Genomic DNA, 15,404 nt, shown 5'->3' with positions numbered 1-15,404 from the left:
ATCTCTTGGACGGCGGATCAAGCGATGTCCCAGTCTGACGAGCGACCGAGGAAGGGGCGTGACATGACTGCCATGGCACACGAGCCGCTCGCACAGGCAGAGGTCCTGCTCGAGGGCTTCCTGGCCCTGGACACCCCGGAGGGTTTCCGGGCGGAGCTGATCGAGGGGGAGATTGTCGTGACGCCGCCGCCGGACGGGGACCACGAGGACTACATCGGCCTGGTCGTGAACCAGGTGATCAGGCGCTCCAAAACCGACATGCAGTTCTCCGGGAACAAGGGGCTGCAGCTGAAGAGCGGGGGCGCCTGCCCGAAGAACCACGCGATCCCGGACGGTACCTTCGCCCCCATGGGGCTGCGGCTCTTCCGAGGCGCCGAGCCCTGGATGCCCTGTGACGGCGTAGCCCTGGTCGTCGAAGTAACCTCCACCAAGCCTCAGTCGGACCGCGAGGCCAAGCGGCGCTGCTACGCCCGCGGCGGTATCCCCCTCTACCTGCTCATCGACCGCGAAGGCTCTTCGGTGACGCTGTTCCGCGACCCGGAGGGCGACGACTACCGCGAGCACTGCACGCTCCCCTTCGGTAAAGCGGTGGCCCTCCCCGCACCGTTCGACTTCGAGCTGGAGACCGTGGAGTTCGACTGAGGACCTGCCCCTCCCCCCGGGCATGAAATCCGGCCGCGCAGGCGTTGCACCCCTGAGCGCGGCGACGAGGGGGAGCGGTATGGCGGGTGAGGGCGGGGCACCGCACGGTGGTCGTGAGCACGCGAGGCGCGGTGGTCTTGAGCAGGCGATGCGCGGCGGCCGTGAGCACGCGGCGCACGGTGGTCGTGAGTACGCGGGGCGCGGTGGTCGTGAGTACGCGGCCTGGGCCCGTGCTCGCCTCGAACCGTGTGCGCCGCCCCTGGATCTCCTCACCGCCCGCTTCGACCAGCATCGCTACGCCCCGCACTACCACGAGGAGTTCACCGTCGGCGTCTGCGTCGGGGGCTCCGAGATCATCGACTACCGGGGCGGACGGCTCGACGTGGGGCCGGGAACCATCGTCGTGCTCGCCCCGGGCGAGGTGCACACCGGCGGCCCGGGACGCCGGGGCGGATACGCGTACCGGGCGATGTACCCCGCGCCGCACCTCCTCGCCGACGGCACCCTGACCGCACCGAACTTCCGCGACCCGGTACTGAACGACCCCGAACTCGCCGCGGCCCTGCGCACGGCCCACACCGAACTCAGCGGCGGCTCCGGCCCGTTGGACCCGCTGGAGGCCGAGTCGCGGCTGCCCTGGCTGCTCACCGCCCTGGCCCGCAGGCACGGCAGCGCCCGGCTCCTGCCCGACACGGTGCCCGGCGCCGACCGCATCGCCCGTGCCGTACGCGACCGGCTCGCCGACGAACTCCTCGCCCCGCCGTCCCTCGCCGAACTCGCGGCGCCCCTCGGCCTCTCCCGCTACCAACTCCTGCGCGCCTTCCGTACGTCGACGGGGATGCCGCCCTACGCCTGGCTCGCCCAGCACCGCGTGACCCGGGCCCGTGCGCTCCTCGACGCGGGGCTGCGGCCCGCGCAGGCGGCCTCCCTGGTGGGCTTCGCCGATCAGGCGCACCTGACCCGGTGGTTCCGCCGGGTCCTCGGGGTGACCCCGGCGGCGTACCGCAACAGCGTTCAAGACAGCGGGCGCTGAGCGGCCGGAAACTGCCCGCATGACTGCACGCGGCTGGTTCCTCTTCTCCCTGATGGGCGTCCTCTGGGGCATCCCGTACCTGATGATCAAGGTGGCGGTCGAAGACCTCTCACCCTCGATGGTGGTCTTCACCCGCTGCGCGCTCGGCGCCGCGCTGCTGCTGCCGTTCGCCCTGCGGCAAGGGGGCCTCACCCGAGTCCTGCGCACCCACTGGAAGCCGATGCTGGCCTTCGCCTGCATCGAGATCCTCGGCCCCTGGTGGACCCTGACGGACGCCGAACGCCGCCTCTCCAGCTCCACGGCGGGCCTCCTGATCGCCGCCGTGCCGATCATCGGCGCCGTCCTGGCCCGCTTCTTCGGCGACACGGAACGCCTCGGCGCGCGCCGTCTCGCGGGCCTCGGCCTCGGTCTCGGGGGAGTGGCCGTCCTGACCGTCCCGCACCTCACCGGCGGCGACGCCTGGTCCCTCACGGAGGTCCTGCTGACGGCGCTCGGCTACGCGATCGCCCCGTTGATCGCGGCCCGGCACCTGAAGGACGTCCCGACGTTCCAGCTGATCGCCCTCTGCCTGGCCCTGGCGGCCGCGGTGTACGCCGTACCCGCGGCGATGACCTGGCCCTCCACCGTCCCGGACGCCAAGACCCTGGCCTCCCTGGCGGGCCTCGGCGTCATCTGCACGGCGCTGGCCTTCGTCGTCTTCCTGGAACTCATCCGCGAGGCGGGCCCGACGCGAGCGGTGGTCTTCACCTACGTCAACCCGGCGGTGGCGGTGGCGGCAGGCGTCGCCTTCCTCTCCGAACCCCTCACGGCGGGCATCGCGGCGGCCTTCACGCTCATCCTCGCGGGCTCGTTCCTGGCGACGGGGGCCGCGGGGGCGACTGCGGGGCGGAGTCCGGGCACACGCCAGGTAGCATGGTCGCTACGGCAGACGAGCCGGGCGGACGGCCGCGTGAAGCTCCCCTCACCAGGGGCTCTTCCCGAGGAACGTCCGGGCTTCACAGGGCAAGGTGGTGGCTAACGGCCACCCGGGGTGACCCGCGGGACAGTGCCACAGAAAACAGACCGCCGGAGGCTTCGGCCCCCGGTAAGGGTGAAACGGTGGTGTAAGAGACCACCAGCGCCTGAGGTGACTCAGGCGGCTAGGTAAACCCCACCTGGAGCAAGGTCAAGAGGGGCCCTGGAGACAGGGCCCTGCGCGGATGATCGAGGGCTGCCCGCCCGAGTCCGCGGGTAGACCGCACGAGGCCCGCAGCAATGCGGGCCCTAGATGGATGGCCGTCTCCCCGGCCGCCGCGAGGCGCCCGGGCGACAGAACCCGGCGTACAGCCCGACTCGTCTGCCGCTACGGCCCTGACCTGGGGTTATTCCTAGGGCAGGGCCGTTTTGTGTGGGGAGGGGCATGCCTGGCTGACCTGGGGTGGTCCCGGAAGGGTCCGGTCACCGTTGCGCGGGGCGCCTCGCAGCGATCCCGCCGGAGTGAGCGGCCCGTGCGGAGTGGCCGCCAGGCCTCGGTATGGGCGAGATGGACGAGTGAACTGCTCCTGGGGCGGGGGATACACTCCGCCGACGGAGGGGATCACGGGGTGAGTGAGACAGACGAGGCGCCCTCGGCGCCCGGCCGGTTGCGCCGTGTGCTGCCGCACGGCAGGCGTGGCCGGCTGCTGCTGATATCCGCGCTGGTGCTCGCGGTTGCGGGCGCCGGGCTCGGTACTTGGGCGGCCGATACCTGGCCGTGGCCGAAGGACCGCTACTGCTGGGGCGCTTGGGAAGAAGACGGCGGTCCGGGCTTCCTCGGCGACGAGGCCTTCGGTGACGATGACGACGGGTCACGCACCGCCGAGGAGACGGTGCCCAACCGCGAGCGGCCGACCGGCAGTTGCGAGGTCGCCATCGACAGCGACTACAAGAGCAGTTACGACGGCGACGACGTCTCCGTCGACCAGAAGGTGTCCGTCGAGTACGGCCCGGTCCCCAAGGCCGCGGAGGCCCGGCTCTCGATGGTGCAGGACCGTTTCCTGGGCGGTGACATGGTCCCGCTCCCGGACGGTCTGCCGGGCACGGTGAACGGACGTGGTGGCCTGCTGGTGCTGCCGAAGTCCTGCGATACGGACGACGGCCGGCCGACCATCGTCACTCTGGAGGCCTCCGGCAGGTACTCCAGCGGCCCCTCGTACACCCAGAACGATCCGCCCGACCTGGGCGGCGCCCGGGAGGCGGCCATGCTGCTGGTCGCGGCGGCCAACTCGGGGATGGCGGCGGCCGGTTGTGCGCCGGACCAGCCGCTGAGGGTCAGCTCGCCGGTCTATGACCTGCCGGGCAGGACGGAGAGCGTCCTCAGCCCTTCTGACGACGTCTGCGGCATCCGCGGCCTGCGTCCGGGCACGGAGGACGTCAAGGATCAGATCGGCGCGGTCACCCGCGACTTGCAGACGTGCAGCGTCCGCGGCGATCGCGACGACGTGCCGCACCTGGACCTGGCGATGGTCGCGCAGCCACGGCTGGCCGCGGTGTTCGACGGCATCGTGGGCGAGCGCCCTGCGGCCCGCGGCTGGCGCGGCACAGGCACCACAGGTGAGGAGCGCGTGATCGTACGGGCCGACTGTGCCGACCGGCCCCTCACCCTCCTGATGGGCGCCTCCAGCGACCGCGGCCATCTCGCCGCCTTCGCCAACGCGGTCGCGGCCCGCCTGGGCTGCGCCCCCATCGCACCGAAGGGAGCCGCCCGGTGAGCAGCACAGAGGACGAGCCGAACCGCTACGACCAGCCCCTGCCCGCCGATCGGCAGCTGCTCAGCGAGCGGAGTCGGCGTCGGCGCTCATGGCACTGGCGCCGGTTGCTGCGCGGCCGGGTCCGGCCGCTGTTGGCCGCGGGTCTCGCCGGGGTGCTGCTCGGCGTCGGCGGCATGGCCTGGCAGGCGCAGGCCGGGCCCTTCGCGCCGGACGAGGTGTGCTGGGGAGCGCTGTCCCGCGACGACCTTGCCCCGCTCTTTCGCGAGCCGCAGGACGTCGAAGCGGTCGAAGCGCCCGTGTTGCACGGTGCGCGCTCCCTGGACGGCCCCACCGGCAACTGCCAGTTGGCGAATAGCGACGGCGACGCGTGGGCGCTCACCGCGCGGGTGCATCGGCTGGACGACCGGGCGGGCGACGACGGCAAGTGGGCGGACGAGTTCCTTTCCGCCCGCCTCACACCGCTCGGCGGTGGCCTCCTCGGCATGGCTTCGGACAGCCGCGCCTGGCTCGCCATCCCGGACGGCTGTATAGGCCGGCCCGGCCACCTCGACGGGCCGACCGTCGTGGACATCGCCCAGGGCAGCTGGATCAGCGACATGGAGCCGCGTACCAAGGAGCGGGACGCGATGGCCCGCATGGTCGTGAAGCTCGTCAACAAGGTCAGCGCGGACCTGGGCTGCACCGGCACGATCGCCGATCCGGTCGACCGTCTGCCGAAGCCCGCCCGCTACACACGCACCGAGAAGCCGGACGCCTTGTGCGGCATCAAGGGCCTGACCGTGGGCGGGGAGCAGAAGCCGACCAAGTACCCCGTGATCACCGACGGGCGCGGTCCGGTGCGCACCTGCGACCGGGACATCACCGGCTCGCAGCCGAAACAGCGGATGATGACCGTCGAGGACTCGCGGCTGGCCGGGATCTTCATGAGGATGGCGCTGGACGAGGGCGACCGGGTGCACTCCGCTGTCGGCTACGGCAGCCTGGGCCCCAACCTCGGCGTCCTCCGGACCCGTTGCCAGACGGGCGAGACCGTGTTTCTCGTCCAGGCCAACGAGGGCGGGGCCGGCGCGGCCGTGCGTACCCTGTTCCCCCGCTACGTCGAGGCCGAGGCGGAGCGCCTCGGCTGTGGCCCGCTGAAGCTGAAACTGCCGCAGCCGGGCGGTAGCCGCTGACTCCCGCCCGGCCGCCGTGCACCGCTACTGCCGCTGTTTCCTGCGAGAGCGCCCTCTGGCTGTAAAACTTGCGGCTAAACATCGGCAGAAGTGCGTATTCCGCGCCTCATGTGCGTGGTGTCCGTTACATCCCCTATGGGGTTCTTTGATGCGAGATCCGTAACTTCGTAGATGTCGCCGCGGCCAAGCGGACGGCACACATCCTGGAACCGACCCGAGAGGGCCCCTGCATCATGCGTACCGCCCGTACCCTGCGCACCACCGCCATCGCCGTCGTCGCCGCAGCAGGCATCAGTCTCGGAGCCGCGTCCGGGGCGATGGCCGCCGTCGGCCCGCAGGCCCCGGCCGGCGTGGGTGTCAGTGCCGAGTCCGTCGCGCTCTCCCAGGCCAAGAAGCCGAACAAGGCCAAGACGGTCAAGCTGCGCGACGGCTCCACCGCCAAGGTCTACAAGCTCGGCAAGAACAAGGCCAAGGCCGTCGTCCTCGGCCCCAAGGGCGGCACCCTGATCGCCAACGGCAAGAACGCCTACGCCAACCACAACGGCCTGCACATCAAGCTCACCCCGGGCGGCTCGCTCACCTCCTGGATGGACAAGGCCAAGCCGAAGCCGAAGCCGAACCCGAACAAGCGCGTCCTCGTTGCCTCGCCCACGCTCGCCGACGGCTCCACCGCGAAGGTCTACAAGCTGTCGACCAACCACTACCAGGCCGACTTCTTCGGCGCCGGTGCCAAGCTCGGCTCCCTCGACGCGAACGGGCGCGCCGCCTACGGCCAGAACAACGGCCTGCATGTCGCGCTCCAGCCCGACGGCCAGCTCAAGTCCTGGCTCGACAAGGCCGGACAGGACGCACAGGACCCGCAGCCCGCCCCGGACGACGACGTGCAGCCCGACCCGCAGCCCACCCCGGACCCCGATGACGCACGTCCGGCCCCGCAGCCCCAGCCCGACACGGACACCTCGGCCGACACCGTGAAGCCCGACGAGCAGAAGCCGACGGACCAGCAGAAGCCGAAGGACGAGCAGAAGCCGAAGGCGGACGCGGGCGCCGGTGTCGATCAGGTCAAGCCCGGCGGCGACACCGCACAGGCGCCCGGCCCGGCTGCCCTCCCGGCCGTCTGACCCTCGGCCCGGCTCTCCCAGGGAAAGATCATGTTCACCCGCGTCCGCCCGCGAGCCGTCGTGATCGTGGTCGCAGCGCTTGCCGCCGTCGCTCTGCCGACGGCGGCAGCGTTCGCCGACACGGCCGAACTCCCGCAGCGCCCCCCCGACGCCCCGCACCTCACGCCACGCGAGTCGATCCAGCCGGCGGCGCACATCGTCGGCGAGATGGCGGTGAAGGGCGCCGAGCGCTCATCGGGCCAGCCGCTCGGCATGCTGCCCGAGCAGCCCGCGCCCGGCTCTCAGAACACCGAGAGTCCCGTCAGCGTCGTGAAGCGGTCCAGCGCCGCCACCCCCGATACCGAGTTGCCCCGCTCGTCGAGACCCGGACTCCAGACGCAGAGCGTGCAGTGGCCGGGCACGACGGCGATGATGCCGCCGCCCACGCCGCTCTTGCCGGGCAGGCCCACACGGTAGGCGAAGTCGCCCGCCGCGTCGTACGTCCCGCAGGTGAGCATGATCGCGTTGACCTGCTTGGCCTGGCTGCGGCTGAGCAGGCGGGTGCCGTCGGCGCGGATGCCGTGCCGGGCGAGGAAGCCGGTGGCCAGGGCGAGGTCGGCGCAGGACGCCTCGACGGAGCACTGGCGGAAGTACTGGTTCAGGAGGACGGGGACCGGGTTGTCGATGTTGCCGTACGACGCCATGAAGTGGCCGAGTGCGGCGTTGCGGTCCCCGTGGGCCGACTCGGACGCGGCGACGGCCTCGTTGATCGTGAGCCGGTCGTTCCCGCTCTCCGCACGCAGCAGGTCGAGGAGGGTGCCCGCCGCGTCCCCGGTCTGTGTCTGGAGGCGGTCGGTGACGACGAGGGCGCCCGCGTTGATGAAGGGATTGCGCGGGATGCCGTTCTCGTACTCCAGCTGCACGAGCGAGTTGAAGGGGTTGCCGGAAGGCTCGCGGCCCACGTGGTCCCACAGGTCGTCCCCTTCGCGCGCCAGGTCGAGCGCGAGGGTGAACACCTTGGTGATGGACTGCGCGGAGAACGGCTGCCGCCAGTCGCCCACCCCGTACACCGTGCCGTCCGGCTCCGCGACGGCCATCCCGAACCGGCGCGGGTCGCACGCGGCGAGCGCCGGGATGTAGTCGGCGGGGCTGCCGCGCCCCGGCGTCTTCTGGATCTCGGCCGCGATGCGGTCAAGGACCGGCTGGAAAGTCTGAGGCGTCCGGGGCGGGATCATGATCGCCATTTTGCACCTGTGCGGCCGGGGTGGCCGGTGACGCTCGCGGAAACGCGGCCGGAATTGGCCGTAGCATGTCAACAAGTGGGGGAGTGGCCCTTGTTGTCTCCAGGGGTCCGTGCCTCAATGCGGTAACGGGATACTGACTGGTCGTCAGTGAACGCAGCTAGAGCTGATATGTCATCAGGCATCCCGAAACCCCCCGCAATTCCCCCCACTTGAAGGCAGGAACTCCATGAGGCAGGGCATTCGTGCAGTAAGCAGGCGGCACCGCAGATTCGGTGCCGGGTCGGCGCTGGGCGTCGGACTGGTCGCCGTGGGCGCCATGGTGATGGCGCCCGCCGCCACCGCGGTCACCCCGGACACCGCGACCATCTCGTTCGACTGCGGTACCTGGGGCTCGGGTTCGGCGACGCTCAAGGCCACCCAGGACGGCACCGCCGCGACGATCAGCGTCTCCACGTCGGCGATCACCGCACCCATCGACATCGCGGCCAACTCCGTCGACTCGACGCTCACGCTCACCAAGAACGGTTCGGGCACCACCACCTTCACCGGCAGCTCCAACCCGGCCATTCCCGCCGGTGGCGAGGTGTCCACCGGGCCGCTCGACGGGACCGTCGCCACCGGCGACAGCCTGGAGGGCAAGTCGCTGCAGGTCGTGGTCCTCGGAATCAGCGTGACCTGCAACGCCACATCAGCACAGGCACCCGGCCCGTTCGTCTTCTGACGTTCGGCTACTGGCGCCCGTCGGCCTCCCTCGCCAGCGGGCGCCAGTACTGGTCCTTGCCCTCGTCCCGTACGACGTACCCCAGACCCCGCATCGTCTCGGCGAGGTCCCTGGCGTCCTCGGCCGCCTTGCTCTTCAGCGCGACCTTCCGTGCCGTGAGGACCGCGTGCGCTTCGGCGGGCAGACCCGGAGCGCCGGGAATCCAGCGGTGGAACAGGGCCGCGTGCGGATCGGCGTCCAGCCACGGGTAGCCGTGCGAGCGAAACGCCTCGGCCAGGGCCGGAGCCTTCGTCTTGTGGACGCCGCGCGTGAACTCGCACGACGAATCGTCCAGTACCACCAGTTCCTTGCCGTCGAGGAACACCGCAGAGACGCGGGCGCGTTCGATGCTCCGCTTCGTCTCGTGCAGGTCGGACACCAACTCCTGGTCGGTGAGCGTCAGCTTGAGGGTCTCGTCGTAGTCCGTGCCGGCGATGAGCAGCCCGGCGACCAGGCCGAGGCCCGCCGCGATCGCCGTCTGCCACGGCCTGTCCAGCGAACCGACGAACGTGATGCCGTCCCGCCAGGGCAGCACCGGCAGATCACTCAGCCACCGGGCCAGGGGCGGCAGGGCGATGCCGAGCAGAAGACCGAGGATCGGCATGCCGATGAGTACGGTCAACAGGTCACCGCGCGGGTAACCGAGGACCGTCGTCCTGTCCTTGCGGAGCGGGACGGGGCCGAGGCTCTCTTCGCTGGTCATGTTCCCGACGCTAGGCGAGCGGGTGTCCGCGGGGGAGCGGCCGAAAGTCGATGGGCGGCAGACTTCGGTCGGTATCGCGGGTGCGGACGTACGGACGCACGGGTGCGCGGGCGGCCGCCGGGCCCGTATAAATGCGTTGCCGTCGCCCTCGTCGCCTCCTAGCGTGCCGGTCATGCTGCCCCCTGTGGACACCGATGAGCAATGGGACCTTGTCGTTCCCGACGAAGCCGTCATACGGCCCGGAGTTGAGGATCTCTGTGGCAGGCTCGGCCTCGCCGGGGCGCCGCTCCACCGCTTCACGGAGGGCTCGCAGCCCGTCTACGCCGTCGGGGACGACCTCGTGCTCAAGCTCTTCCCCGGCGCCGCGGCCGACGACGCCGAGGCCGAGGCGCGGGTGTTGAGCCATCTGCAGGGACGGCTGCCCGTCCCCACACCGCGGGTGCACGCGTCCGGGGCGTACGAGAACGGCTGGCGGTACGTGCTGATGTCCCGGCTGCCCGGCGAAGACCTCGCCGTGGCCTGGCCGCGTCTCTCACGCGCTGACCGGGAGCGCCTGGTCACCGAGGCCGGTGAGGCGCTCGCCGCGCTGCACGCCCTGGACCCCGGGCCGCTCACCGACGTGCTCGGGCCCGGCGACTGGGGAGCCTTCATCGACGTACAGCGCGCCGGGGCCGCCGCACGGCAGCGCACATGCGGGCTGCCGGAGAGCTGGGCGGAGCAGATCCCGGGCTTCCTGGACGCGGTGCCGCTGCGTGCCGACGCGCCGCGCGTCCTCCTGCACACCGAGTTCATGCGCCAGCATCTGCTGGTCGACATCGACGGCTCCGACGGCTCCGACGGCTCCATCGATGGGGTGGGGCGGCCCCGCCTCACCGGGCTCTTCGACTTCGAGCCCGCCATGATCGGGGACAGGGCGTACGACTTCGTGGGTGTCGGCCTCTTCGTCACGCGCGCGGAGCCTGGCCTCCTCGGCCGCTTCATGCGCGCCTACGGCCACACCTTCGAGCCGCGTGAGCTCCTCGCCCACACCCTGCTGCACGTCTACAGCAACCTGCCCTGGTACCTGCGGGAACTGCCCGCCCCGCCGGAGCCGACGCTGGAGGCGCTGGCTCAGGCGTGGTTCGACACCGGGAGCGGTCAGCCCACCGGCATCAGTCAGCCCACCGGCATCAGGGTCAGATAGGCCAGACCGAGCACCTGGCGGTAGCCCCGCAGCCAGGTGTCGCGCTGGCGGTCCGCCTTGTCGCGGGTCTCGGCGGCCAGCGGGTGACCGGGGTGCGCGGCGAGCCACTCCTCCACGTCCGTGCGGTAGCCGGACTCGAACTCCTCCCACTCCTCCGCGCTCGCCGTCTCCACCCACAGGGGGCGGAAGCCCGCGGCGATCGCCGCGTCCACGAGGTCGCCCAGGAAGAGGTGCTCACCGGCGTGGGCGCCCGGCCACATCCCGGCGAGCTCGTCGGAGGTGGGCGTGCGCTGCCAGAATCCCTCGCCGAGCACCACGCGGCCGCCGGGGGTGACGAGGCGGCGCAGTGCGCGCAGGGCGGCTTCGGTGTGGCCGGGCGGTTCGGCGGAGCTGAGCGCGTGGCTCGCGCCCAGGCAGAGCACGAGGTCCGCCGGGCCGCGGGTGGTGTCCGTAGCCGACTCCTCGACGAAGGAGACGCGCTCGGCCAGGCCACGCTCCTTGGCGGCGGCGCGGCCCCTCGCGAGGTCCTCGGCCGACAGGTCCACGCCCACGCCGGTGGCGGCCGGGGCGGCTTCGAGTACGCGAAGCAGCAACTCGCCCCAGCCGCAGCCGAGATCGAGGACGGAGCCGGTGCCGGGCGCGACGCGCTCGACGAGGCGGCCGGCCCGTGCCTCGGAGAGCGGGCCGTGGAAGGTGAGGCGCGTGAGGCGGGGCGGCAGGTGCTGCGGGGTGGTGTCGGTCATGGGCGGGGACGCTATCCGGTCAACTCTCCTCCCCACCAACGACTTTCGCCGCGATGAGCCGGAGCCGTCACTCCTCGTCCGCCCCCGGCCCGCTCTCCTGCTCCCGTACGTTCTCCCGTACGTTCTTCGCCCGCGAGCCCACCGAGACGAGTACCCCGAGTGCCGTGCCCGCCAGGGCCGCCGGGACCATCCAGTTGCGGTTGAAGGAGTGGCCGAGCGCGTCGTCGACGGAGTAGGCGCCGGGGCCCGCGACGGCGAGGGTGGCGGCGACCGTGCCGAGGAACGCCGGGTACTCGTAGCCGCCGCCCTGGCTGAAGAAGCCGTTCGGGGCGTGCACCGCGGTCGCCCCGGCCATCGCGCCCGCCGCCGCGGAACCGGCTGCGGGGGTCGCGAGGCCGAGCGCGAGCAGCGTGCCGCCGCCCGCTTCGGCGAGCCCGGCGACGACCGCGTTCGCCTTGCCCGGCGCGAAGCCGATGGACTCCATGAAGGCGCCGGTGCCCTCGATGCCGTGGCCGCCGAACCAGCCGAAGAGCTTCTGGGTGCCGTGGGCGACGAGGACGCCGCCGGTGGTGACACGGAGCAGCAGAAGGCCCAGGTCGCGTCGGTCGAAGCAGGAACGGGTCATGGCGCTGTCTCCCGGGGTGGGGCCGGTGGGTGTCACTCCCACCGTCCGTCAGAGCCGCACCCCGCACCCCGCTCAGTCGGCCGTACGAGTGACGGTGTCCGGTGGCGGGGCGGGGCGGCCGGTGTGACCGTGGGCGCATGAGCATCCAGGTAAGCCGGCTCACCGACCCGACGGTCCGGGCCTTCGTCACCGCCGTGAACTCCCACGACCAAGCTGCTTTCCGAGCCGCCGTCACGCCCGACGTGACCATGTCCGACGACGGTACCGACCGGGACGTCACCGAGTGGACGGACCGGGAGATCTTCTCGTCGAACGGCCACATGGACGTGGAGAACGAGTCGGACGGCGGGCACGTCCTGATCGTCACCTACCGCAACGACACGTGGGGGGAGATGCGGACGAAGTGGCGGTTCACCATCGACGACGGAAAGATCTCCCGGTTCGAGACGGGCCAGGCGTGAAGTTCGGGGGCGGGTCAGGCGGAAGCGCCGAGGCGGGCCGGGCGGGAAGCGCCGAAGTGGGCCTTGCCTGAGCCCCGAGACGGGCCAGGCGTGAGCTTCGGAGCGGTTCAGGCGGGAGCCCCGAGGCGGGTTCAGGCGTCAGACTTCGAGGCAGGCAAGGCGTGAGCTTCGAGACGGTCGGGCGTGAGCGCCGGGGTGGGCTGGGCGGGAAGCGCTGGAGTGGGCGTGGCCTGAGCTCTGGGACAGGCCAGGCGTGAGCTTCGAGGCAGTTCAGGCGGGAGCGCCGAGGCGGGCCAGGTGGGAAGCGTAAAAGTGGGCCTGGCCTGAGCCCCGGGACGGGCCAGGCCTGAGCCCTGAGGCGGGGCGGCTGAGCCTGAGCCCTGAGACGGGGCGGCCAGGCCTGAGCCCCGAGGGGGTTCAGGGCTGAACGGTCCTACCCGCCGATCCGTACCGCCGTGCCGCTCACCCGTACCCTCGGGTCGCCCTCGCGCAGGCTGACCGTGAGTATGCCGGGGCGTCCCATGTCCGCGCCCTGGTGGAGGGTGAGATCCGACTCTGCTGGGACCAGGGACAGTTCGCGCGCGTATGCGCCGAACGCGGCAGCCGCCGCGCCCGTTGCGGGGTCCTCCACTACGCCGCCCACCGGGAACGGGTCGCGCGCGTGAAAGGTCAAGTCCGTCTCCCGCCAGACCAGTTGGACCGTGGTCAGGTCCAGGCGGCGCATCAGGGTCGCGAGGCGTTCGAAGTCGTACGACAGGTCGGCGAGGCGTTCGCGGGTCGCGGCGGCCAGGATCAGATGGCGGGCGCCCGCGTAGGCGATGCGGGGCGGCAGGGCGGGGTCGAGGTCGTCCGCGGGCCAGTCGAGCGCGGCCAGGGCTTCGGTCAGATCGGCCGCCGTGACGTCCTCGGTGTGCGGCTCGACGCTGGTGAGCGTGGCCCGCAGGGTGCCGTCCACGTCGGTCACGGTCACCGGCACCGTGCCCGCCTGCGTGAAGAAGACGAAGTCGCCCGCGCCATGGACCCGTTCGGCCAGAGCGACCGCCGCCGCCACCGTCGCGTGCCCGCAGAAGGAGACCTCGGCACGAGGGCTGAAGTAGCGCACGTCGAAGGCGTGGCCCGCGTCGTCGGAGCCGGGCGCCGGATTCGCCGGATTCGCCGGGGTCAGGAACGCCGACTCGCTGTACCCCACCTCCGCCGCGATCCCCAGCATCGCCGCCTCGTCGAGACCGGCGGCGTCCAGCACGATCCCGGCGGGGTTGCCGCCCGCCGGGTCGGTCGCGAACGCGGTGTAGCGCAGTACCGAGGAGGAGGGGGCGTCGGTTGATTTCGTCGTCATGTCGCAGGGCAACCGTTCCGCGGCCCCGACCATTCCCGCGGCCCCCCGGCGCGGGTCCCCGCCGGCCACCACGGAGCGGCTGCCCTGCACCCTCCCCTTCACAGTGGCATGTGAGCCGTCAGTGGCAGCTCTTGTACCCGGGGTTGCTGTTCGTCCAGGAGCAGGAGTCCTTGAGCGAACCGCTCGGCTTGATCAGGCGGGCCTTGTCGCTGGTGTTGTTCCAGACGTACGAGCCGCGGCCCCAGTAACGGACGCCGGACGCGTTGGTGCCCTTGCCCGTGCGGACCTTGACCGTCTTGCCGGCGCCGATCTTGTAGCTGCCGAAGGTGTACGTGTAGCCGGTGTTGTCCTTCAGCTTGTAGCCCTTGAGCTGGACCGCCGAGCCGGAGTTGTTGTGGATGTTCACCCACTCCGCGTTCAGCGAGGAGTTGGAACGGCTGTCCCGGCCCGGACTGTCGAACTGGATGTACCCGAGGTGCAGTCCGCCCTGGTGGGCCGCCGCGTTCGCGGGCGACGCGGCGAGCAGAGGGGCCGCGAGTGCGGCCGCGGCGAGAACGGCCGGGGCCGCGGAACGTATGCGCAAGGTGTGCTCCGAGTGTGCTCTGAATGTGGAGTTCTCGTGGAGGGCACGCCGAGCATACGGGGGGTGATGTGGGTAATTGACGCGGTATCAGGTATTCCGCTTGTGGGGATGTGGGCCGACCGTGAGCACCGGGTCACGGTCGGCCATGACAGGTCTCGGGGCCTGCCGGGCCGGTCGGTTAACCCCGCCCGATGAAGGGCATGTTCGTCGCCAGCACCGTCGCGAACTGCACGTTCGCCTCCAGGGGCAGCTCCGCCATATGGCGTACGGTCCGTGCCACGTCCGACACGTCCATCACCGGCTCGGGCGCCAACTCCCCGTTGGCCTGCAGGATTCCGGCCTGCATCCGCTCGGTCATGTCGGTGGCCGCGTTGCCGATGTCGATCTGACCGCAGGCGATCCGGTAGGGGCGCCCGTCCAGCGAGAGGGACTTCGTCAGGCCGGTCAGCGCGTGCTTCGTCGCCGTGTACGCGATGGAGCGCGGGCGCGGGACGTGCGCGGAGATGGAGCCGTTGTTGATGATCCGGCCGCCCTGCGGGTCCTGCTCCTTCATCTGCCGGAACGCCGCCTGTGCGCACAGGAACGCGCCGTTGAGGTTCGTGTCGACGACATGCCGCCACGCCTCGTACTCCAGTTCGTCGACGGACACACCGCCGGGGCCGAACGTACCGGCGTTGTTGAAGAGGAGGTCGAGACGGCCGAAGCGGTCGCGTACGGCCGAGAAGAGGGCGGCCACATCATCGGGCCGCGAGACGTCGGTGCGCACGCACAGGGCGTCGGTCTCGGCCGGGGCATTGGCCTCGGTGGCTCCCTCGGCGTGCGGCACGGGCCGCACCGCGGCGCCCTCCGACACCCCGGCGGCGATCGCCGCCGTCTCCTCCAGCGTCTCCTTGCGGCGCCCCGCGAGCGCCACGGACCATCCGGCCCGCAGCAGTTCCACCGCCACGGCCCTGCCGATCCCGGAGCCGGCGCCGGTCACCACGGCGGTCCTTCTCTGCCCGAGCGGTTGCCCGAGTGGCTGCCCGAGCGGTTGCCCGAGTGGCTGCCCGGTCGATTGGCCGGTCGAGTGTCCGGTCGGATGCCCAGTTGG

The 15,404-nt window shown here is 71.5% G+C and carries 15 protein-coding genes, 1 other RNA gene and 1 pseudogene; 10 read left to right on the top strand and 7 right to left on the bottom strand.

Features of this window, described 5'->3' with window-relative positions; all coding sequences use genetic code 11:
• Positions 1-72: 72 nt before the first annotated feature.
• From ACIBCK_RS02880 to ACIBCK_RS02850, 7 genes and pseudogenes are all read left to right on the top strand, one after another.
• Complete coding sequence (locus tag ACIBCK_RS02880) at positions 73-642, top strand: Uma2 family endonuclease (RefSeq protein WP_399387209.1); 570 nt, start codon at positions 73-75, stop codon at positions 640-642.
• Between the two features lie 148 nt (positions 643-790).
• The gene (locus ACIBCK_RS02875) at positions 791-1,675 is read left to right on the top strand and encodes an AraC family ligand binding domain-containing protein (RefSeq protein WP_399387208.1); all 885 of its coding nucleotides are present in this window, start codon (positions 791-793) and stop codon (positions 1,673-1,675) included.
• 19 nt (positions 1,676-1,694) lie between these two features.
• Positions 1,695-2,474, top strand: a pseudogene (locus ACIBCK_RS02870) (DMT family transporter); the annotation flags it as partial.
• A 130-nt stretch (positions 2,475-2,604) separates the two neighbouring features.
• Positions 2,605-3,014: RNase P RNA component class A (gene rnpB / locus ACIBCK_RS02865), an RNA gene on the top strand.
• A 244-nt stretch (positions 3,015-3,258) separates the two neighbouring features.
• Positions 3,259-4,404, top strand: a complete 1,146-nt coding sequence (locus tag ACIBCK_RS02860) for a hypothetical protein (protein ID WP_399386283.1) — start codon at positions 3,259-3,261, stop codon at positions 4,402-4,404.
• Positions 4,401-5,576: a hypothetical protein gene (locus ACIBCK_RS02855; RefSeq protein ID WP_399386282.1), complete on the top strand. Its 1,176-nt coding sequence runs from the start codon at positions 4,401-4,403 to the stop codon at positions 5,574-5,576. Before ACIBCK_RS02860 ends, ACIBCK_RS02855 begins: the two co-directional genes overlap by 4 nt.
• A gap of 233 nt (positions 5,577-5,809) precedes the next feature.
• On the top strand, positions 5,810-6,697 hold the full coding sequence (locus ACIBCK_RS02850; protein WP_399386281.1) for a hypothetical protein: 888 nt from the start codon (positions 5,810-5,812) through the stop codon (positions 6,695-6,697).
• A gap of 281 nt (positions 6,698-6,978) precedes the next feature.
• On the opposite strand, the gene ACIBCK_RS02845 is transcribed toward ACIBCK_RS02850, so the two are convergent.
• Complete coding sequence (locus tag ACIBCK_RS02845) at positions 6,979-7,920, bottom strand: glutaminase (protein WP_399386280.1); 942 nt, start codon at positions 7,918-7,920, stop codon at positions 6,979-6,981.
• 226 nt (positions 7,921-8,146) lie between these two features.
• On the opposite strand from ACIBCK_RS02845, the gene ACIBCK_RS02840 reads away from it, so the two are divergent.
• Complete coding sequence (locus ACIBCK_RS02840) at positions 8,147-8,641, top strand: hypothetical protein (RefSeq protein ID WP_399386279.1); 495 nt, start codon at positions 8,147-8,149, stop codon at positions 8,639-8,641.
• 7 nt (positions 8,642-8,648) lie between these two features.
• Here ACIBCK_RS02840 and ACIBCK_RS02835 read toward each other — a convergent pair whose 3' ends face one another.
• A complete protein-coding gene (locus tag ACIBCK_RS02835) occupies positions 8,649-9,383 on the bottom strand; it encodes a DUF883 C-terminal domain-containing protein (protein WP_399386278.1) in 735 nt (244 codons plus the stop codon).
• 172 nt (positions 9,384-9,555) lie between these two features.
• Here ACIBCK_RS02835 and ACIBCK_RS02830 point away from each other — a divergent pair, with 172 nt between their 5' ends.
• Positions 9,556-10,566, top strand: a complete 1,011-nt coding sequence (locus tag ACIBCK_RS02830; RefSeq protein ID WP_399386277.1) for an aminoglycoside phosphotransferase family protein — start codon at positions 9,556-9,558, stop codon at positions 10,564-10,566.
• On the opposite strand, the gene ACIBCK_RS02825 is transcribed toward ACIBCK_RS02830, so the two are convergent.
• Together ACIBCK_RS02825 and ACIBCK_RS02820 are read right to left on the bottom strand one after the other, a co-directional pair.
• Positions 10,539-11,309 (bottom strand): SAM-dependent methyltransferase, encoded by a 771-nt coding sequence (locus ACIBCK_RS02825; RefSeq protein WP_399386276.1) that lies wholly within the window; start codon positions 11,307-11,309, stop codon positions 10,539-10,541. The genes ACIBCK_RS02830 and ACIBCK_RS02825 overlap by 28 nt on opposite strands.
• 67 nt (positions 11,310-11,376) lie before the next feature.
• A complete protein-coding gene (locus ACIBCK_RS02820; RefSeq protein WP_399386275.1) occupies positions 11,377-11,934 on the bottom strand; it encodes a DoxX family protein in 558 nt (185 codons plus the stop codon).
• 137 nt (positions 11,935-12,071) lie between these two features.
• On the opposite strand from ACIBCK_RS02820, the gene ACIBCK_RS02815 reads away from it, so the two are divergent.
• Complete coding sequence (locus tag ACIBCK_RS02815; RefSeq protein WP_399386274.1) at positions 12,072-12,395, top strand: nuclear transport factor 2 family protein; 324 nt, start codon at positions 12,072-12,074, stop codon at positions 12,393-12,395.
• Positions 12,396-12,828: 433 nt separating this feature from the next.
• Here the strand turns inward: ACIBCK_RS02815 and ACIBCK_RS02810 are convergent, their stop codons facing one another.
• The 3 genes from ACIBCK_RS02810 to ACIBCK_RS02800 all read right to left on the bottom strand — a co-directional run bounded on the left by ACIBCK_RS02810 (position 12,829) and on the right by ACIBCK_RS02800 (position 15,296).
• Complete coding sequence (locus ACIBCK_RS02810; protein ID WP_399386273.1) at positions 12,829-13,731, bottom strand: PhzF family phenazine biosynthesis protein; 903 nt, start codon at positions 13,729-13,731, stop codon at positions 12,829-12,831.
• 118 nt (positions 13,732-13,849) lie between these two features.
• Positions 13,850-14,314 (bottom strand): lamin tail domain-containing protein, encoded by a 465-nt coding sequence (locus tag ACIBCK_RS02805; RefSeq protein WP_399386272.1) that lies wholly within the window; start codon positions 14,312-14,314, stop codon positions 13,850-13,852.
• A gap of 178 nt (positions 14,315-14,492) precedes the next feature.
• A complete protein-coding gene (locus tag ACIBCK_RS02800; RefSeq protein ID WP_399386271.1) occupies positions 14,493-15,296 on the bottom strand; it encodes an SDR family oxidoreductase in 804 nt (267 codons plus the stop codon).
• Positions 15,297-15,404: the final 108 nt, after the last annotated feature.

The organism is Streptomyces sp. NPDC051218 (assembly GCF_044455475.1).
GTDB lineage: Bacteria > Actinomycetota > Actinomycetes > Streptomycetales > Streptomycetaceae > Streptomyces.
Note: the sequence above shows the minus strand (reverse complement) of the source record. Positions and strands in the feature narration are given on the sequence as shown.